Origin of the sequence: Tenacibaculum piscium (genome assembly GCF_021390755.1) — a bacterium.
In the GTDB taxonomy this organism is placed as follows: Bacteria; Bacteroidota; Bacteroidia; order Flavobacteriales; family Flavobacteriaceae; genus Polaribacter; species Polaribacter piscius.
This window is the reverse complement of record NZ_JAJGWR010000002.1, coordinates 269,626-287,287: the sequence shown is the minus strand read 5'-3', so window position 1 is coordinate 287,287 and position 17,662 is coordinate 269,626. Positions and strand designations below refer to the sequence as shown.

Below are 17,662 nucleotides of genomic sequence, written 5' to 3'. Positions count from 1 at the left end.
TGTAAAATTTATTCGCTTATTTCTAAAACGTTTTCTTTGTAAAAATCTAAATATGCTTCTGCTAAAGTTTCTTCCGATTGAAATTCTAAAACTTTGGTACATTTTTCAGCGATAAAATCATTAATTTCATCAGGTAACACCTCACTACCTTTTACAATCGCATCAGAATTTTCAATAGCACTTTTTAAGATATTGATTTGATTTGGTGTGGTAATCGTTGTAATTTTTGATTCGTCAATTTTATCGAAACGCACTTTATTTGCCAATTCAGGATTTAATTCTCCATCAAAATTATTTTCATAAATCGAAGTTACAATTTTGCTTTCGGTAAATAATGGTTCTTCTTTATAAAATTCTCTTAAATATAAAGGAAGTAAAGAGGCTAGCCAACCATGAATATGAATAACATCAGGTGCCCAGTTTAGTTTTTTAACAGTTTCGATAACTCCTTTTGCGAAGAAAATCATACGTTCGTCATTGTCGCTAAATAAGTTGTCATCTTCATCAGAATATACCGCTTTACGCTTAAAATATTCTTCATTATCAATGAAATATACCTGCATTCTTTCTTTAGGAATTGAAGCGACTTTAATAATTAATGGCATGTCCATATCGTTAATTATTAAATTCATACCAGATAAACGAATAACTTCATGTAATTGATGCCTTCGTTCATTGATTACCCCGTAGCGAGGCATAAAAATTCGGGTTTGAACTCCTTTAGAATGTGCGTTTTTAGCAACATTAAATGCAGTAGACGATAATTCTGTTTCAGGTAAATAAGGTATTACCTCCGATGAAACATATAATATTCTCTTATCCTTCATTAAATCTGTCTCTTTTATTAAAGAAGCAAAAATACGAAAATTTATGCTATAATGATGTTAAATTGCTAATTTTGCACCTTTTCCAACTATAAGACCATGAAAATTTATAAAACCAAATCAGCATTAAAAGAATATTTAGCGAGCCTTAAAAAGGCGGATACATCAATAGGATTTGTGCCTACGATGGGCGCTTTGCATCAAGGACATTTATCGCTGATAAAAAAGTCAAAACAGCACAATGCCATTACGGTAGTGAGTATTTTTGTAAATCCTACGCAGTTTGATAACCAAGAAGATTTGGCGAAGTATCCAAAAACTATTGACCAAGATATTGCCCTTTTAGAAAGTGTCGATTGTGAGGTGTTATTTTTGCCGTCAGTAGCTGAAATTTATGACGATAACATAACTGCTGATGCCTTTAATTTTGATGGATTAGAGCATCAAATGGAAGGGAAATTTCGTACCGGACATTTTGATGGCGTAGGAACTATTGTAAAATCATTATTTGAAATAGTAACGCCAAATACGGCTTATTTTGGTAAAAAAGATTTTCAGCAATTACAAATTATCAAAAAACTGGTTAAAAAATACAAGATTCCTGTAAAAGTAAAAGGCTGTACTATTTTTAGGGAAGAAGATGGTTTGGCGATGAGTTCTCGCAATAGTCGTTTATCCGAAGAATACCGAGAGGTTGCACCGTTTATTTATAGAACTCTAAAAAAAGCCAAGAAAAAATTTGGCACAAAAAATGCAGAACAATTAACAAAATGGGTCGATAAAAAGTTTAAAAAACATCCGTTATTAGTGTTAGAATATTTTACTATTGCTGATGAAAAAACATTAGAAACAGTTAAAAATAAAGAAACTAATTGTCAATGTCGTGCCTTTATCGCTGTTTTTGCAGGCGATATTCGGTTGATAGACAACATCCGATTAAAATAAAAATCAACAAAAAGCTATTAAAAAACAAATCATTAATCATTAAAAACATATTTTTGCAATTATGTTAGTACAAGTAGTAAAATCTAAAATCCACCGCGTAAAAGTTACAGGTGCCGATTTAAATTATATAGGAAGCATTACCATTGATGAAGATTTAATGGATGCTGCAGGAATTATCGAAGGCGAACGTGTTCAAATTGTGAATAACAATAATGGCGAACGTTTAGAAACATACGCCATTCCAGGACCAAGAGGAAGCGGTGAAATCACCTTAAACGGTGCTGCAGCCAGAAAAGTAGCAAAAGGCGATGTGTTAATTTTAATCGTGTATGCGTTTATGGAATTAGAAGAAGCAAAGAAATTTACACCTTCTTTAGTTTTTCCTAACGAAGCCGACAATACACTTACCTAGATTCTTACATTTTGAATTTAAAAAAAGCTTTAAAAATTATATTACCGCTCATTTTGGGCGGTTTTTTAGTTTGGTATTCTGTTTCTAAAATTTCGTTAGATGTTTTAGTTCAATATTTTAAAGACGCCAATTACAGTTGGATAGCCTTGGGCTTATTTTTTGGAATTTTAAGCCATTTATCAAGAGCCTACAGATGGAAATTTCTGTTAGAACCAATGGGATATAAACCTGATTTTGGCAATAGCACTTTAGCCGTTTTGGTCGGTTATTTAGTTAATTTAGCATTGCCAAGAGCGGGTGAAGTTTCTCGAGCAGCGGTAATGGCAAACTACGAAGATATTCCTTTTGAAAAAGGATTCGGAACCATTGTAGCCGAAAGAATTGCTGATGTAATTATGATGTTAAGCATTGTTACTATTACGCTTTTCCTGCAATTCGATTTTATTTATAACCTGCTTACCAAAAATTTTGACCCGCTAAGAATCGTCATTATTTTAAGTGTTTTAGCCCTTATTTTTTACGCAATAACTCGTTATGTAAAAAAAGCACAATCAGGAATTGGTTTAAAAATTAAAAGCTTTATTTCAGGCTTAGTCGAAGGCGTAACCAGCATTTTTAAAATGAAACACAAGTGGGCATTTATATTCCACACCGTGTTTATTTGGGCAATGTATGTGTGTATGTTTTGGGCAACCATTCCCGCTATTGACGGCTTAGAAGTTCCTTTAGGCGGTGTTTTAATTGGTTTTATCGCAGGCGGATTTAGCATTGCAGCCACCAATGGAGGCATCGGTTTATATCCAATTGCCGTAGCAGGAGCACTGGCATTATTTGGAATATCAGCAGAACCCGCAACCGCTTTCGGGTGGATTATGTGGACAGCTCAAACCGCTATGATTATTATTTTCGGAGGCTTGGCATTTCTATTTTTACCACTTTATAATAAGAACAAGAAATAACAATAATTTTTTGGGCGTTCCCTTGCAGGTCGCGCTTTCATTACTCAAACATGCCATTCAATCGCTAACGCAGTTTTCGAGTAAAATTCTTACATCAAAATTAAACAAGCTTTTAAAAAACAACGCTTCATATCTAACGATTAGTTTGTAACTTTGAATCTTGGTTAAATACGATTAATAAGATTTTTTAAAAAACCTTCAAATTACTTCCAATGGCAAAAATAAAAACGACTTTTTTCTGTCAAAGCTGTGGCGCACAACATTCAAAATGGGCTGGGCAATGCAATACCTGTAAAGAATGGAATACCATTGTTGAAGAAGTAATTCAAAAAGAAGAAAAAAGAACTTGGAAAACCCCTGAAAATATAGGGAAAACAGTTTCAAAACCCTTAAAAGTACAAGATATTCAGCTAAATTCTGAAGAACGTATTGCTACTAAAAACACCGAATTAGACACCGTTTTAGGCGGAGGAATTGTAAAAGGAGCCGTTGTTTTATTAGGAGGAGAACCAGGAATTGGAAAATCAACATTATTGCTACAAATAGCGTTGAATATTCCTCAAAAAGTACTGTATGTTTCAGGAGAAGAAAGTCAATCGCAAATAAAAATGCGTGCCGAACGCTTAGAAGCAAGCAATTCAAACTGTTTAATTTTAACAGAAACCAACACCCAAAAAATATTTAAAAACATTGCCGAAGTAGTACCCGATGTATTGGTTATCGATTCTATTCAAACCCTACATACCGATACTATTGAAGCATCACCAGGAAGTGTTTCTCAAATTCGAGAAACCTCGGCAGAGCTTATAAAATTTGCCAAAGAAACAGGAACACCAGTTTTATTAATTGGGCATATTAATAAAGACGGGCATATCGCAGGACCCAAAATTTTAGAACACATGGTCGATGTTGTTTTACAATTTGAAGGCGATAGAAATCATACGTATAGAATTTTACGCTCTCAAAAAAACCGATTTGGTTCAACTGCCGAATTAGGAATTTACGAAATGCTATCCACAGGATTGCGAGAAGTTTCTAATCCATCAGAAATATTAATATCTAAAAAAGATGCCGATTTAAGCGGAACCGCAATTGCTTCAACCCTAGAAGGAATCCGCCCGTTAATGATTGAAATTCAAGCTTTGGTAAGTACCGCCGTTTATGGAGTTCCACAGCGTTCTACCACAGGATATAATTTAAAAAGATTACACATGATTTTGGCTGTTTTAGAAAAACGAGCAGGTTTTAAATTAGGCGCCAAAGATGTGTTTTTAAATGTTACCGGAGGAATCCGTGTAGATGACCCCGCAATTGATTTAGCCGTTGTTGCCGCAATTATTTCTTCCAACCAAGACATGGCAATAAACCCGAATGTGTGTTTTGCTGCCGAAGTTGGTTTATCAGGAGAAATAAGACCTGTTTCAAGAATCGACCAACGTATTTTAGAAGCCGAAAAATTAGGCTATAAAACTTTAGTAGCATCAAAATATAACAAAATATCTTCAAAAAATCACTCGATAAAATTGCTTTTAGTCGGTAAAATTGAAGAAGCTTTTGCTACGTTATTTGCATAGTTTTGATGTTTCTTTATTAATTTTTCTCTTTGAAAATGCCCAAGCACCAATGGCTAACAGGATATACAGTACTAAAATAATAATCATTTGTTCCCATTTGTTGGTAAATTCATAATATAAAATAAGAAATCCGCCAACGGCTAAACCAATAATAGCTAGTATTGTTAAAAAAGTAGAAGAATTAGTCTTATCTCTTATTTTAAAATTGGCAATTGCCATTAATAACGACACCAATAAAAAGGTAATACTTCCAAATTCAAGAATTAATTCTAAACCGCCAAGTATTACTAAAAAACTAGCCAAACACGCCAAGGTTATAATGGCATTTTGTGGGCTGTTATTTTTTCGGATACTAATAAATTTTGGAAAATAACCGTCTTTAGCAATTACCGACATCAGCCTTGAAGCACCAAAAATAGTACCACTTACCGCACTACTTGAAGCTAAAATTGCGCCTAAAATAACAAGATTTGTTCCTGTGTTTCCTAGTATTTTTCCTGCTCCAGAAGCAAGTGCATATTCTTTATCTTTAATAAGATCTTCCGTGGAAATGGCAAATAAAGCGCCTAAAGAAATAACAACATAAATTAAAACTGCTAAAAAAATAGCCGAATAAATGGCTCTTGGAATATTTTTTTCAGGGTTTTTCATTTCGTCCATCGCATGAATTACTAACTGAAATCCTTCATAAGAAACAAAGGTTAAAGAAGCAACTATCAAAATAGAAAATACGCCCGCATTTTGAGCATCCAACGCCATATTATCTATAAAAGTACTGAAATCTGTCGTACCATTTTGCATTAAAACCACTGAAATAATACCTAAAACAATCAATTTGGTATAGACCATAAGGTCTTCAATTTTGCCCATTCCGTTTACGCTCCAAATATTTATCAAGCTAAAAAGCCCGATAACTCCAATAGCAATGGCTTTTTGAGCCCAAATATTATCAGCAAAAGCGGTACTACTAATTGCATACGATGAAAATGTATAAGCATACAAAGCTAAGGTACTGATGTATCCAAAAATTATAAACCAGCCAATTGCCGATGCCGAAAAATCAGAATTAAGATACGTTCTTTTATAAAACGAATAGGTAGCGCCTTCATCTTTATAATAGACTCCTAATTTAACATACGAATACGCCGCCAAGGTTGCAATAAGCCCTCCAATAATAATGGCAATTGGCGTTAAATTACCTATCATTGCTACTGATATTCCAAGTATTGTGAAAATCCCACCACCAACCATTCCGCCTAGGGCAATGGCAATTAATTCCGCTAAACCTAAACTTTTATTTCTTTTTCTGTGTTGCATTGTTAACTATTCGACATGCATTTTAATAATTTAATTGTTCTCATACAGACGTAACCTGTTTTGCAGAGTTGTTACTTCTTCTTGTAATCTTACTTCTTTTTTTAGAAGATTTAAAATAATATCAATCCCTTCGATATTTACATTTAGTTCGGTGTTAAGACGTATTATTTTTTCAATATCACCAATTTTATCTTGATAAATATAAGTGTTTTCTTCATAAATTTTCACCTCTACAAGACCAACCTCAACTAAAGCGTTAAAAAATGAGTATTCAATTTTGTAGTGTGAACAAATTTTTTCGATAGGTATTAAATTTTGTGTAGGCATTTTATCTTAATTTTTGTAATTCTAAAAATAATTCTTTCTCTTTATCGTTTAATCTTGTAGGTATTTTAATGGTATAAGTAATTATTAAATCACCAAATTGTCCCTCTTTTTTATAGACAGGAAATCCTTTTCCTTTTAATTTCACTTTGGTATTATTTAGTGTTTCAGGAGCAATTTTTAATTTTACTTTTCCGTTAAAAGTATCAACTGTTATTTCACCACCTAAAATAGCGGTATATACATCTAAATCGACAGTAGTATAAAGATTGTTACTTTCTCGTTTGAATTTTGTGTGGTTTTTTATAGAAAAGGTAATGTATAAATCGCCATTTGGTCCACCGTTTATACCAGCACCTCCTTTTCCGCTTATTTTTATTACTTGACCATTTTCGACACCTGCAGGTATAGAAAGTCTTATTTTACTATTATTAACGGTTAATACTTGTTTATGAGTTTGATAAACATCTTCTAAATTTAAGTGAAGTTCGGCGTTAAAATCTTGTCCTTTAAAGCCTCGATTTCCTTGTTTGTTTGATGTATTTCTTTGACCAAACATTGTATTAAAATAGTCCGAAAAATCTTGATTACTGTATTGGCTATTTCCTTCCGAATTTGAATATGTTTGTTGTTGTTTTGCTTTTTCATAAGCCTCTCCGTGTTCCCAGTCTTTTCCGTATTTGTCGTATTTTTTTCTGTTTTCAGAATTACTTAATACTTCGTTGGCTTCATTAATTTCTTTGAATTTTATTTCAGCTTCTTTATTATTAGGATTTAAATCAGGATGATATTTTCGAGCTAATTTTCGATATGCTTTTTTAATATCTTTATCTGTAGCTGTTTTTTCTATTTCAAGTATTTTATAATAATCTACAAAAGCCATTTTTATATTTTTATTTTTTTAATTAATTCGATATTTTGATTATGTTTAGCGCCATAAGACATTACTAAAGTTCCCTTTGTACCATCATTTGCAATAATGGCAAAAAGTTCAGTTTCATCATCAGGGTCACTGAGTCCTTCAAATCGATATTTACTTATTATTTTAAGATTTTCTGGGTTGAATTCTTTTTTTGAATAAAGTGCGATGATATTGTTTTCCATAGCTTTAAAGTCTTCTGTAAATCCTTCTTTTGTTAAATAATCGACTGCTTCAGAAAGTGTATCAAAATTTGTAATGCTCATTTTTTTTAATTTTAGGTGTTTAAAAAATATGGTCTTGTACTTGTTAGCTAAGTTAATTTAAATCAACTTAGTTAACAAGTTAATTTAAGTAAACAAAAAACCCTCACTAAAAGGCGAGGGCTAATTTTTATAATCATTAATTTTTTATAATTTATAGAGTATTTCTTTAAATAATATAATCATTTTTGGTTCTGCTTTTTTGGCAACGGAAATAATTTCAGTAATATTTACGGGATGTAAATTTTTAGGATTACATTCATCTGTTAAAACCGAAATAGCAGCACAGGGAAGGTTTAATTGTTTGGCAACAATTACTTCAGGTACGGTGCTCATGCCCACGGCATCGGCTTCTAAAATTTGTAACATTCGATATTCTGCTTTGGTTTCTAGTTGAGGTCCGACAACACTTGCGTATGTTCCTTGATGTAATTGTATGTTGTTTTCAATGGCAATTTCTTTAAATAAATCGTTGATTTTTTTAGCATAGGGTTGTAGCATATCAGCAAAAATATTTCCAAAGTCATTTGCGCCTTTAAAGGCAAGGGGAGAACCACCTTGTAAATTTAAATGATCTTCTAAAAGCATTAAATCACCTTTTTTGTAAGTAAGATTTATTGCTCCAGCGGCATTTGAAATTAATAAGTTTTTAATTCCCAAATCGTGCATTGTTCTAATTCCGTAAGTAACTTCCCAAAGATTATAGCCTTCATATATATGAAAACGTCCTGCCATTACGAGTACTTTTTTTCCAGATAACGTTCCGTAAATTAATTTTCCTGAATGTGATTCTACAGTTGTTTGTGGGAAATGTGGGATTTCAGTATATAAAATTTCTTTTTCAATATCAATTTCGTTGATTAATTGTCCTAATCCAGTTCCTAGTACGATTCCTATTTCAGGATTTATAATTCCGTTAGCGATTAAATATGCTTTGGTTTCTTGTAGTTGTTTTTTTTTCATTTTCTGTTGATGATTGTTGATTTTCGCTAACAAATTTACATTTAGTTTTTAAGCCTATTTAAAATTATATGAATTTTATAGGATCAAATAAGTAAACTGTTAAAAAAAAGTATTGAATCCGTTAACCTAAATTTATTTCAGGTTCGCATCCTGATTTGCTAAAGTTTTTAGTTTTTATGATAATTTTTATCATTTTTACTTCCTTTTAACAAGGGGGTTTAACCCCTTGCCGTCATTTTTTGCTACTATATTTTTTTCAGATGAAATTTAAACAGGCTCTAAAATGAATTTTGATTGATTTTGACACTAAAAAGTTCTCGATACAATTTTTTTGAAGGAAAATAAAAGGCAATAAAAAAGCCTTAACAAATAAATGTTAAGGCTTAGTACTGAAGGCGGGACTTGAACCCGCACGACCCAAGGGTCATTGGATTTTAAGTCCAACGTGTCTACCAATTCCACCACTTCAGCAAGTGGATTTTTATAATTATTTTTTTGACTCTTTCTTAAAATAAACCTCGCTAATAAAAGCGAGGTTTAGTACTGAAGGCGGGACTTGAACCCGCACGGCCCAAGGGCCATTGGATTTTAAGTCCAACGTGTCTACCAATTCCACCACTTCAGCGTGTTTTGATTGTTTTTACAATCAAAATTGGTATATTTTTTTAAGAAAGTCTCAGAGCGAAAGACGGGATTTGAACCCGCGACCCCCACCTTGGCAAGGTGATGCTCTACCCCTGAGCTACTTTCGCGTAGTCAAAATTATTTTAAAGATCGTTTTGCATATGTTTCAATGCGGGTGCAAATCTATAACCTTTTTTTAGATAAAAAAAACTTTTTTCATTTTTTTCTCATTTTTTTTTAATTTCATCAAAAATTGATAACTATTTTTTTTTATTGTCATTGAACAAAGAAAGAAATATCTTTGCAAAAAATAAAACTAATATTGAAATCCATCGCAACCGATCATACAACAGCTTCTTTAAAATCAGTATTTAACGATTTTAAGCAATTAACCAAAGTCGGGTTATCTATCAGTGTTGTTTTTACTTCCATTACAGGGTACTTATTAGGAGCTGAAACAATTGATTATTATATCGTTTTATTGCTCGCCATTGGTGGCTATTTAATGGTTGGTGCTTCCAATGCTTTTAATCAAGTAATTGAAAAAGATATCGATGCCTTAATGCAACGTACAAAAAATCGTCCTTTACCAGCAGGTAGAATGAAAGTTAGTACTGCATTACTAATTGCTAGTGTTTTTACTATTTTAGGTATCGGAATTTTATATGCAATTGACCCAAAATGTGCCTTATTTGGTGCCGTTTCTATATTTTTGTACACGAGTGCTTATACACCTTTAAAAGCAGTAACGCCTTTGGCAGTTTTTGTAGGGGCGATTCCAGGAGCTATCCCTTTTATGTTAGGATGGGTAGCGGCAACAGGTCATTTTGGTATTGAAGCAGGCTTTTTATTTATGATTCAATTTTTTTGGCAATTTCCACATTTTTGGGCAATTGGCTGGTTGCAATTTGAAGAATATAATAAGGCAGGTTTACACATGCTTCCTATGGATAAAAAAGATAAAGGAGCTGTTGTGCAAATAATTTTTTATACCTGTATCATGATTTTAATGTCGGTAGCTCCCGTTTTAAAAGTAACAGGTAATTTTTATATTTATCCATTAACAGCCGTGCTAATTTTGGCATTAGGAATGTTGATGTTGTATTACGCTTTTCAATTATATAAATCATCAGAAAATACTGACGCACGAAAATTAATGTTAGCCAGTGTTTTTTATATCACCATCGTACCCATAATTTATGTGGTCGATAAATTTTTACACTAAATAAAAATGAGCGCACAAACTTTACAAGAGGAATTAACGGCAGGAAAACGAAAATCAGCAAAACCAATGTTATGGGTTTCCATGATTAGTATGGTGATGTTTTTTGCAGGACTAACCAGTGCTTACGTAGTAAGTATGAAACGAGATGATTGGGTTACTTTTGATTTGCCACAAGCATTTTATACGAGTACTATTTTAATTATATTGAGTAGTGTTACGCTGATTTTATCTCAAAAACTATTAAAGAAAAATAATTTAAAAGGTTCATTAGCACTTTTATTGGCTACTTTATTGCTTGGTTTGGGCTTTGTTTGGTTTCAATATGTCGGTTTTAATGAATTAAAAGCAGTCGGATTATTTTTTACAGGACCTGAGAGTACGGTATCGACTTCTTTTATTTTAGGGATAACATTTATGCATATATTGCACCTTTTAGCGGGTATAATTGTGCTATTGGTCGTTATTTATAATCATTTTAAAAAGAAATATTCAGCAGCCGATATGCTTGGCTTTGAGTTAGGTGGGATCTTCTGGCATTTCGTAGATGTTTTATGGATTTATCTATTTTTCTTTTTCTATTTCATAAGATGATGAAAAATGCGTAATTTTGGCACACTGTTTTAACAAAAATTAACAAAAAAAGATTTATGGAAGCAAATATTGCTGTAAATTCTGATAAGAAAGAAGCCTGGGGCGGAGGTGGTGAGAAACCATTTGGCGCTAGTTATGGTAAAATGATGATGTGGTTTTTCATCGTTTCTGATGCATTAACTTTTTCGGGTTTTTTAGCCGCTTATGGCTTAACTCGTTTTAAATTTATTGATTCATGGCCAATTGCCGATGAAGTGTTTACACACTTTCCAGGGCTACATGGTGTGCATGCACCCATGTATTATGTAGCTTTAATGACCTTTATTCTGATTATATCGTCAGTAACAATGGTATTAGCGGTTGATGCTGGTCATCAAAAGAAACAAAAAAAGGTTGCTTGGTATATGTTTGCCACGATTATTTTCGGTATTATTTTCGTAGGCTCACAAGCTTGGGAATGGAAAAATTTTATCAACGGTTCTTACGGAGCTGTGAAAACAACCAATAATCATATTTTACAGTTTGTAAAAGACGGTCATCAAATCGCTTTAGCTGATTTTGTGCATTCGCCAAGAAAAGACGAAAGAATTGAGCATACTCGTAAAAATGGATTATGGTTTGAAAAAGAAGCAACTGTTTCACAGTATTCAGTAGCACAAATTAAAGAGGCTTTTAAAGCGGATCCTTCTTTATTAATAAGAACAGAACAATTAAATCTTGAAACAAAACAAAAAATAGTTTTATCAAGAGAAGAAAGTTTAGCGAAATTACCCTTAATAACAAAGGTTGTTGAAGGCGCTAATTTACATGAAAATGAATATGGAAATCCTATTTTTGCTGATTTCTTTTTCTTTATAACAGGGTTTCACGGTTTTCACGTGTTGTCAGGAATTATCCTAAATATTATTATATTTTTCAATGTTGTACTCGGTACGTATGAACGTAGAGGACACTATGAAATGGTTGAGAAAGTAGGTTTATATTGGCACTTCGTAGATTTAGTTTGGGTATTTGTATTTACCTTTTTCTACTTAGTATAATTAAAAAACGACATTAAAATGGCGCACGCACACGAATCAAATAAAAAAAGAATTTGGGTTGTTTTAGCAATCTTAACAATTATAACAACTGTGGAGGTAGCTTTTGGTATTGTAAAACCAGACGCATTGCATTTACACGGTTTAGGAACGAGTTGGTTAAACTGGTTATTTATCATTTTAACATTGGTGAAAGCATATTACATTGCTTGGGCATTTATGCACTTAGAAGGCGAAAAAACATGGTTTAGAAGATCAATTGTTTGGACTGCTGTATTTTTAGTTTCTTATGTATTATTTATTATCTTGATAGAAGGAGATTATTTGCATGAAACATTAGCACCATTAGTAAAATGGTAATCAAATAAAATATTTCAAAAAAAAGGTGGTTTTAACCACCTTTTTTTTACTTTAATTAGCACTGAAACTAGCTCTTAAATTAACACTAAAAATGAAAAAAATTAAAAAATTTACGGTATTATTTGCCTTATTTATAGTGCCATTATTGTTTTATATTTTGTTACAATTAGGAACGCATAATTTTGGAAAACTTCCGATAGTTTCTAAAGATGTTATTGATATTTCGTTAATTGATAAAACGATTTCTTTTGATAAAAGAGTTACTGTAGTTACTTTTTTAGGAAATGATATCAGCTTAGTAAAAGGAGAAGTTTATAATTTAAAGGAAAAAATTTATACGAAGTTTTCGAATTATGTAAGTTTTCAAATGATTTCTCTAGTTGATAAAAATCAAAAACAAGCCGTAGAAGACTTGAAAAAAATGCTAGGTGTTAATACCGATTTAAGTAGATGGAACTTTGTTTTTACTTCATCAGAAGAAATGGAAGCTTTACATGAGAGTTTTAAAACAGGAACCTCTTTAGATGAAAATAGTCATTCGCCAAAAGCCTATATTATTGATAAAGAACTGAATCTAAGAAGAGGAAAATCAACCATTAAAAGTTTAGAAAATCAACATTTATTCGGATACAATATGAGGTCGGTAGCCGAACTTAAAAATGATATGATTGATGATATCAGCGTTGTTTTAGTAGAATACAAAATGGCATTGAAGAAAAATAATAGTAGTGAAGACCGAAGAACAAATAGCATTTCAAATGAAAAAAAATAACTATTCATACGTTGGAATTTCGTTTATTATTTTATTATTTGGTATTTATTCAGTGCCAAAAATTGTAAAACATTTTCAAACGGCCGATTTACATACCTTTACGAAAGTTCCTGATTTTGAGTTTATCAATCAAGATGGAAAAACAATTAGCAATAAAGATTTTGAAAATAAAGTCTATGTTGTTGAGTTTTTCTTTGCAACTTGCCCAAGTATTTGTCCTATTATGAATGCTCGAATGGTCGAAATTCAAAACGAATTTATGGGAAATCCAAACTTTGGAATTGCTTCTTTTTCAATCACACCAGAGATTGATACTCCAAAACAATTAAAAAAATATGCCCTTAAAAATGGTATCAATCATAAAAATTGGCATTTATTAACAGGGAAATCTGAAGAAATTGTCTATGATTTATCCAACGAAGGATTTAAATTATTTGTAGGAAAAGGAGAGGTTTCACACGGTGGTTTTGAACATTCAGGTTTATTTGCTTTGGTTGATAAAAATGGAATTATCCGCTCTCGCTACGATGAATATGGAAATCCAATTATGTATTATCGAGCTTTAGATGAACACGGTTTTGGAAATCAAATCAAAGAATTAAAACAAGATATTAAATTATTAATCAAGGATTAAGATAATATCAAACAAGAATAGTAAAGATGAATACAGCAGAACAAAAATATAAAAAATTAATTACCCTTGTTTCTATTTTAGTGCCAATCGCTGTGGCGATTTTATTTGGTGTTAAAATCCCGAATGTTGAACCGTTATCTTTTTTACCGCCAATATATGCAAGTATCAACGCATTGACAGCCGTTTTATTAATCGCATCGGTAATCGCTATAAAAAAGGGAAACAAAAAATTACATGAACAGTTAAATACCACGGCAATTGCGTGTTCTGCATTGTTTTTGGTGATGTATGTGGCGTATCATATGACCTCCGATTCGACCTCATTTGGAGGGCAAGGAATACTAAAATATATCTATTTATTTATTCTGATAACGCATATTATATTATCAATAATTGTAATTCCTTTTGTTTTGATTACCTTTATGAGAGCTCGTTTGGGTAATTTTCCAGAACACAAAAAAATAGCAAAAATTACGTTTCCATTATGGCTATATGTTGCCGTAACGGGAGTTGTTGTATATTTAATGATATCTCCATATTATGTATAAAAAAGGATTAATAATTTTAGTGATTTTAGTATTGAGTATTTCTGTGGATGTCAATGCACAATGTGCGATGTGTAAAGCAGTGGTAGAAGGCGGTAATGAAACCGTTGCCGAAGGCGTTAATAATGGAATTACCTATTTAATGGTGTTTCCGTATATTTTGGTAGGCGTGTTATTTTATTTTATTTATCGACATAAAAAAGGTGCGAAAAATTAATTACTGATAAAATTATTTTTTTGTAACAAAACTTGTTTTTAGTCGTCTTGTCATCGAAGCTTGTCATTTAAATATCTTACATAAATATCTTATAAAGATTATTTTAAGATTTTTAAAAGGTTATTTTTTAAATAAAAAACTAAAAAACAATTATGTTGAAAATACCTACTTTAATTCTAGTCTTTTTACTTGTTGTATGCAATTCATTTGTCGGTTTTTCTCAAAAAAAATGGACGCTTAAAGAATGTGTTTCACAAGCATTATCACATAATATTTCTGTGAAACAACAGCAATCGGCTATTGAATCGGCAAAAATGGATGTTGAAATAGCTAAAGGAAATTTTCTGCCAAATTTAGGTTTTGAAAATTCGCATCGTAGTACTTTTGGATTATCATCAGGCGTTAATGGCGTGAATACCAGTCAAGATAGGTATGTTACAAATTTTGGCTTGGCAACATCAGGAACTATTTTTAACGGATTTAGAAATCTTAATACTAAAAAACAAGCTGTATTAGCCGTAAAAAGTAACGATTTAGAATTGGCTAAAATTGAAAATGATATTTCTTTAAATGTTGTTAATGCGTATTTAAATGTTTTATTTGCTAAAGAAAATTTAGCTGTAGCCAAGGCGCAAATTCTTATCAGTAAACAACAATTTAAAAATATCACTATAAAATTTGACGCAGGAGCAGTAGCCAAAGGAGCTGTTTTAAATGCGGAATCTACGGTTGCCAATGATGTTCAAAAGTTGGTAACACAAGAAAATACCTTAAATTTTGCGTTATTAAGTTTGGCACAATTACTTCAGGTTTCTTCAGATGCCTTTGATATTGCTACTATCAATATCGAAAATCCTTCGAAAATTTTACTGTATGATTCTGCAAAAGAAGTGTTTACAAAAGCCGTAGCAAACAGACCTGAAATACAAAAAGCATTGTTAAATATCGAAAATGAAACTTTAGCGATTAAAAAAGCAAAAGGTGCTTATTTGCCAACTCTTACGTATTCGGCAAATACAAGTACGTCTTATTTTACTGTTTTTGGTGAACCCGATGTACTTTTACAACGAAATCCTGTAACGAATACTGTAACTTCAATTCCGAATGGTTTTTCAACTCAATTAGAAAATAATGTAAGTTATATGCTTGCGTTGTCGTTGAATATTCCAATATTTAACCGTTTTCAAACTAAAAATAACATTGCCAAAGCATTCATTAATAAACAACAACGTGAGTTTGTTTTGGAACGTGAAAAATTGCAATTAGAACAAGAAATAGCAAGATCTTTTTTAGATGCAAAAGCGGCCGCAAAGAGTTTTGAAGCTTCAGAAATATCTTTATCAGCACAAAAAGAAGCCTTAAAAAACGCACAAACTCGTTATGATTACGGGGCAATAACACAAGTTGATTTCGACCAAATTCATAATCGATTTGTTAATGCTAAAAGTGCTATGATACGCGCTAAATACGATTATATCTTTAAAACAAAGGTCTTAAAATTTTATTTTGGAGAATCGATTGTTGATTAATCATATGATTTTTTGTTTATACGGTATCTTTGCAAAAAATAAAATAAATAAATAAACCTACTTCAATTGGCAATAATTTTAAATATAGAAACAGCAACCAAAAATTGTTCGGTTTGTTTGGCTAAAAATGGTCAAATAATCACAATTAGAGAATTAAATGATGGAAATTATTCGCATGCTGAAAAATTACATCCTTTTATTCAGGAGATTTTAAAAGAAGCAAATTTAACATCTAAGGATATTGATGCGGTTGCTGTCAGTAAAGGACCAGGGTCTTATACCGGACTTCGTATTGGCGTTTCAGCGGCCAAAGGAATGTGTTTTGCGATTGATAAACCCTTGATTTCTATTGGAACTTTACATTCATTAGCACATTATATTTCTGTTGATGACGGTCTTATTATTCCGATGTTAGATGCTCGAAGAATGGAAGTATATTCGGCAGTTTATGATTCAAAATATAAAGAAATACGAGAAATTAAAGCCGAAATTATTGATGAAAATTCTTTTAAAGAAGAATTATCACAAGGAAAAGTTTATTTTTTAGGCGATGGAGCATCAAAATGTAAAGACATTATTTTACATGAAAATGCTATATTTATAGAAGATAAATTTCCATCATCCAAAGAAATGGCAGTTTTAAGTTTTGGTAAATACCAAAAAAGCGACACCGAAGATGTCGCTTATTTTGAACCTTTTTATTTAAAAGATTTTATTGCTATTCCTGAAAAAAAGAAAGTTTAAGCTTCTTTTTGAATTTCAACAGCATGAGGATATGGAATTTCGATACCAGCTTTGTCTAATGCTATTTTTACGTTTTCAATAATATGAAAATGAGCATTCCAATAATCAGCAGATTTTACCCAAGTTCTAGTGGTGAAATTTACAGAGCTATCGGCTAATTCACTAACCATAACTGCTGGTGCAGGAGTATTTAAAGTATATGGCGTGTTGTTTAAAACACTTAATAATACATTTTTAGTTTCTTTAATATCCGCATCATAAGAGACACCAAAAACTAAATCAACACGTCTGTTTTCTTCCGAAGAATAATTAACAATATTTCCGTTTGATAATATTCCGTTAGGAACAATTATTTCTCTATTGTCAATAGAATTTAATTTTGTTGTAAAAATTTGAATCTCTTTAACTGTACCTTGTTCACCTTGTGCTTCAATATAATCACCAATTTTAAACGGTTTGAAAACCATAATTAATGCACCACCAGCAAAGTTAGATAATGCTCCTTGTAATGCCATACCAATTGCTAAACCTAAGGCAGCGATGATTGCAGCAAATGAAGTTGTCTCAACTCCTAATTGTCCTGCAACGGTAATAAATAAAAATATCTTTAACCCCCAACCGATTAAACTTCCGAAAAATCCTTGTAAAGATTCGTCTAAATTACGCTTAACCATTAATTGTTTAGCACCTTTAGTTATCATTTTAATAATCCAAAGTCCAACAACTAAAATAATTAATGCTGAAATTACTTTAGGACCATATTCAAATAAGAGGTCTTTTAATTTTTCAATGTTTTGTTCCATTTTTTTAATTTTTTTTGATTTTTTTAATTCGAGTGTAAATGTAAAATATAAAGTTGAATGTAAATTCGATTTGGTTTAAAA

The 17,662-nt window shown here is 31.7% G+C and carries 21 protein-coding genes and 3 tRNA genes; 14 read left to right on the top strand and 10 right to left on the bottom strand.

Annotated elements, in window-relative coordinates:
- Positions 1-8: 8 nt before the first annotated feature.
- Complete coding sequence (locus L0U72_RS05390; RefSeq protein WP_101918367.1) at positions 9-827, bottom strand: glycogen/starch synthase; 819 nt, start codon at positions 825-827, stop codon at positions 9-11.
- A gap of 96 nt (positions 828-923) precedes the next feature.
- Here L0U72_RS05390 and panC point away from each other — a divergent pair, with 96 nt between their 5' ends.
- The 4 genes from panC (at position 924) to radA (ending at position 4,714) form a co-directional block, all read left to right on the top strand.
- Positions 924-1,769, top strand: coding sequence for a pantoate--beta-alanine ligase (gene panC / locus L0U72_RS05385; RefSeq protein WP_233883009.1), 846 nt, complete (start codon positions 924-926; stop codon positions 1,767-1,769).
- A gap of 61 nt (positions 1,770-1,830) precedes the next feature.
- Positions 1,831-2,181 carry an aspartate 1-decarboxylase gene (panD, locus tag L0U72_RS05380; protein ID WP_058885987.1) on the top strand — a complete coding sequence of 117 codons (351 nt, stop codon included), beginning with the start codon at positions 1,831-1,833 and terminating at the stop codon, positions 2,179-2,181.
- An 11-nt stretch (positions 2,182-2,192) separates the two neighbouring features.
- Positions 2,193-3,140 carry a lysylphosphatidylglycerol synthase transmembrane domain-containing protein gene (locus tag L0U72_RS05375; RefSeq protein WP_233897503.1) on the top strand — a complete coding sequence of 316 codons (948 nt, stop codon included), beginning with the start codon at positions 2,193-2,195 and terminating at the stop codon, positions 3,138-3,140.
- Between the two features lie 212 nt (positions 3,141-3,352).
- Positions 3,353-4,714 (top strand): DNA repair protein RadA, encoded by a 1,362-nt coding sequence (gene radA, locus L0U72_RS05370; protein ID WP_233883007.1) that lies wholly within the window; start codon positions 3,353-3,355, stop codon positions 4,712-4,714.
- On the opposite strand, the gene L0U72_RS05365 is transcribed toward radA, so the two are convergent.
- From L0U72_RS05365 to L0U72_RS05330, 8 genes are all read right to left on the bottom strand, one after another.
- The gene (locus L0U72_RS05365; protein WP_233898603.1) at positions 4,703-6,031 is read right to left on the bottom strand and encodes an APC family permease; all 1,329 of its coding nucleotides are present in this window, start codon (positions 6,029-6,031) and stop codon (positions 4,703-4,705) included. The two genes, radA and L0U72_RS05365, sit on opposite strands and share 12 nt — an antisense overlap.
- Positions 6,032-6,061: 30 nt before the next feature.
- On the bottom strand, positions 6,062-6,358 hold the full coding sequence (locus tag L0U72_RS05360) for a chaperone modulator CbpM (RefSeq protein ID WP_233861787.1): 297 nt from the start codon (positions 6,356-6,358) through the stop codon (positions 6,062-6,064).
- Position 6,359: 1 nt separating this feature from the next.
- Positions 6,360-7,238, bottom strand: a complete 879-nt coding sequence (locus L0U72_RS05355; protein ID WP_233898602.1) for a DnaJ C-terminal domain-containing protein — start codon at positions 7,236-7,238, stop codon at positions 6,360-6,362.
- Between the two features lie 2 nt (positions 7,239-7,240).
- Positions 7,241-7,540, bottom strand: a complete 300-nt coding sequence (locus tag L0U72_RS05350) for a phosphoribosylpyrophosphate synthetase (protein ID WP_233898601.1) — start codon at positions 7,538-7,540, stop codon at positions 7,241-7,243.
- Between the two features lie 144 nt (positions 7,541-7,684).
- Entirely contained in the window at positions 7,685-8,500 is an 816-nt protein-coding gene (locus L0U72_RS05345) for a purine-nucleoside phosphorylase (RefSeq protein WP_233898600.1), read from the bottom strand.
- Positions 8,501-8,887: 387 nt separating this feature from the next.
- Positions 8,888-8,971 (bottom strand) — tRNA-Leu (locus L0U72_RS05340).
- Positions 8,972-9,041: 70 nt separating this feature from the next.
- Positions 9,042-9,125 (bottom strand) — tRNA-Leu (locus tag L0U72_RS05335).
- Positions 9,126-9,180: 55 nt separating this feature from the next.
- Positions 9,181-9,252 (bottom strand) — tRNA-Gly (locus L0U72_RS05330).
- 191 nt (positions 9,253-9,443) lie between these two features.
- On the opposite strand from L0U72_RS05330, the gene cyoE reads away from it, so the two are divergent.
- From cyoE to tsaB, 10 genes are all read left to right on the top strand, one after another.
- Positions 9,444-10,349: a heme o synthase gene (cyoE, locus tag L0U72_RS05325; RefSeq protein ID WP_233898681.1), complete on the top strand. Its 906-nt coding sequence runs from the start codon at positions 9,444-9,446 to the stop codon at positions 10,347-10,349.
- Positions 10,350-10,355: 6 nt separating this feature from the next.
- Positions 10,356-10,940 (top strand): cytochrome c oxidase subunit 3, encoded by a 585-nt coding sequence (locus L0U72_RS05320; RefSeq protein ID WP_101918360.1) that lies wholly within the window; start codon positions 10,356-10,358, stop codon positions 10,938-10,940.
- 56 nt (positions 10,941-10,996) lie between these two features.
- On the top strand, positions 10,997-11,980 hold the full coding sequence (locus L0U72_RS05315; protein ID WP_101918359.1) for a cytochrome c oxidase subunit 3: 984 nt from the start codon (positions 10,997-10,999) through the stop codon (positions 11,978-11,980).
- A gap of 18 nt (positions 11,981-11,998) precedes the next feature.
- Positions 11,999-12,337 carry a cytochrome C oxidase subunit IV family protein gene (locus L0U72_RS05310; protein ID WP_101918358.1) on the top strand — a complete coding sequence of 113 codons (339 nt, stop codon included), beginning with the start codon at positions 11,999-12,001 and terminating at the stop codon, positions 12,335-12,337.
- 91 nt (positions 12,338-12,428) lie between these two features.
- The gene (locus L0U72_RS05305) at positions 12,429-13,109 is read left to right on the top strand and encodes a hypothetical protein (protein WP_233898599.1); all 681 of its coding nucleotides are present in this window, start codon (positions 12,429-12,431) and stop codon (positions 13,107-13,109) included.
- Positions 13,096-13,743, top strand: a complete 648-nt coding sequence (locus L0U72_RS05300; protein WP_233898598.1) for an SCO family protein — start codon at positions 13,096-13,098, stop codon at positions 13,741-13,743. Before L0U72_RS05305 ends, L0U72_RS05300 begins: the two co-directional genes overlap by 14 nt.
- A gap of 26 nt (positions 13,744-13,769) precedes the next feature.
- Positions 13,770-14,291 (top strand): DUF420 domain-containing protein, encoded by a 522-nt coding sequence (locus tag L0U72_RS05295; RefSeq protein ID WP_101918355.1) that lies wholly within the window; start codon positions 13,770-13,772, stop codon positions 14,289-14,291.
- Complete coding sequence (locus L0U72_RS05290) at positions 14,284-14,505, top strand: hypothetical protein (RefSeq protein ID WP_193700219.1); 222 nt, start codon at positions 14,284-14,286, stop codon at positions 14,503-14,505. The genes L0U72_RS05295 and L0U72_RS05290 overlap by 8 nt, the downstream gene beginning before the upstream one ends.
- 152 nt (positions 14,506-14,657) lie before the next feature.
- Positions 14,658-16,034, top strand: a complete 1,377-nt coding sequence (locus tag L0U72_RS05285; RefSeq protein WP_233898597.1) for a TolC family protein — start codon at positions 14,658-14,660, stop codon at positions 16,032-16,034.
- A 66-nt stretch (positions 16,035-16,100) separates the two neighbouring features.
- Complete coding sequence (tsaB, locus tag L0U72_RS05280; protein WP_233882993.1) at positions 16,101-16,778, top strand: tRNA (adenosine(37)-N6)-threonylcarbamoyltransferase complex dimerization subunit type 1 TsaB; 678 nt, start codon at positions 16,101-16,103, stop codon at positions 16,776-16,778.
- Here tsaB and L0U72_RS05275 read toward each other — a convergent pair.
- Positions 16,775-17,581: a mechanosensitive ion channel family protein gene (locus tag L0U72_RS05275; protein WP_101918351.1), complete on the bottom strand. Its 807-nt coding sequence runs from the start codon at positions 17,579-17,581 to the stop codon at positions 16,775-16,777. The two genes, tsaB and L0U72_RS05275, sit on opposite strands and share 4 nt — an antisense overlap.
- Positions 17,582-17,662 lie beyond the last annotated feature (81 nt).

What these genes read in the sequence shown, in the direction of transcription:
- L0U72_RS05390 (WP_101918367.1), bottom strand. Translation starts at nt 827, where the DNA reads ATGAAGGATAAGAGAATATTATATGTTTCATCGGAGGTAATACCTTAT.
- panC (WP_233883009.1), top strand. Translation starts at nt 924, where the DNA reads ATGAAAATTTATAAAACCAAATCAGCATTAAAAGAATATTTAGCGAGC.
- panD (WP_058885987.1), top strand. Translation starts at nt 1,831, where the DNA reads ATGTTAGTACAAGTAGTAAAATCTAAAATCCACCGCGTAAAAGTTACA.
- radA (WP_233883007.1), top strand. Translation starts at nt 3,353, where the DNA reads ATGGCAAAAATAAAAACGACTTTTTTCTGTCAAAGCTGTGGCGCACAA.
- L0U72_RS05365 (WP_233898603.1), bottom strand. Translation starts at nt 6,031, where the DNA reads ATGCAACACAGAAAAAGAAATAAAAGTTTAGGTTTAGCGGAATTAATT.
- L0U72_RS05360 (WP_233861787.1), bottom strand. Translation starts at nt 6,358, where the DNA reads ATGCCTACACAAAATTTAATACCTATCGAAAAAATTTGTTCACACTAC.
- L0U72_RS05355 (WP_233898602.1), bottom strand. Translation starts at nt 7,238, where the DNA reads ATGGCTTTTGTAGATTATTATAAAATACTTGAAATAGAAAAAACAGCT.
- L0U72_RS05350 (WP_233898601.1), bottom strand. Translation starts at nt 7,540, where the DNA reads ATGAGCATTACAAATTTTGATACACTTTCTGAAGCAGTCGATTATTTA.
- L0U72_RS05345 (WP_233898600.1), bottom strand. Translation starts at nt 8,500, where the DNA reads ATGAAAAAAAAACAACTACAAGAAACCAAAGCATATTTAATCGCTAAC.
- L0U72_RS05320 (WP_101918360.1), top strand. Translation starts at nt 10,356, where the DNA reads ATGAGCGCACAAACTTTACAAGAGGAATTAACGGCAGGAAAACGAAAA.
- L0U72_RS05315 (WP_101918359.1), top strand. Translation starts at nt 10,997, where the DNA reads ATGGAAGCAAATATTGCTGTAAATTCTGATAAGAAAGAAGCCTGGGGC.
- L0U72_RS05310 (WP_101918358.1), top strand. Translation starts at nt 11,999, where the DNA reads ATGGCGCACGCACACGAATCAAATAAAAAAAGAATTTGGGTTGTTTTA.
- L0U72_RS05305 (WP_233898599.1), top strand. Translation starts at nt 12,429, where the DNA reads ATGAAAAAAATTAAAAAATTTACGGTATTATTTGCCTTATTTATAGTG.
- L0U72_RS05300 (WP_233898598.1), top strand. Translation starts at nt 13,096, where the DNA reads ATGAAAAAAAATAACTATTCATACGTTGGAATTTCGTTTATTATTTTA.
- L0U72_RS05295 (WP_101918355.1), top strand. Translation starts at nt 13,770, where the DNA reads ATGAATACAGCAGAACAAAAATATAAAAAATTAATTACCCTTGTTTCT.
- L0U72_RS05290 (WP_193700219.1), top strand. Translation starts at nt 14,284, where the DNA reads ATGTATAAAAAAGGATTAATAATTTTAGTGATTTTAGTATTGAGTATT.
- L0U72_RS05285 (WP_233898597.1), top strand. Translation starts at nt 14,658, where the DNA reads ATGTTGAAAATACCTACTTTAATTCTAGTCTTTTTACTTGTTGTATGC.
- L0U72_RS05275 (WP_101918351.1), bottom strand. Translation starts at nt 17,581, where the DNA reads ATGGAACAAAACATTGAAAAATTAAAAGACCTCTTATTTGAATATGGT.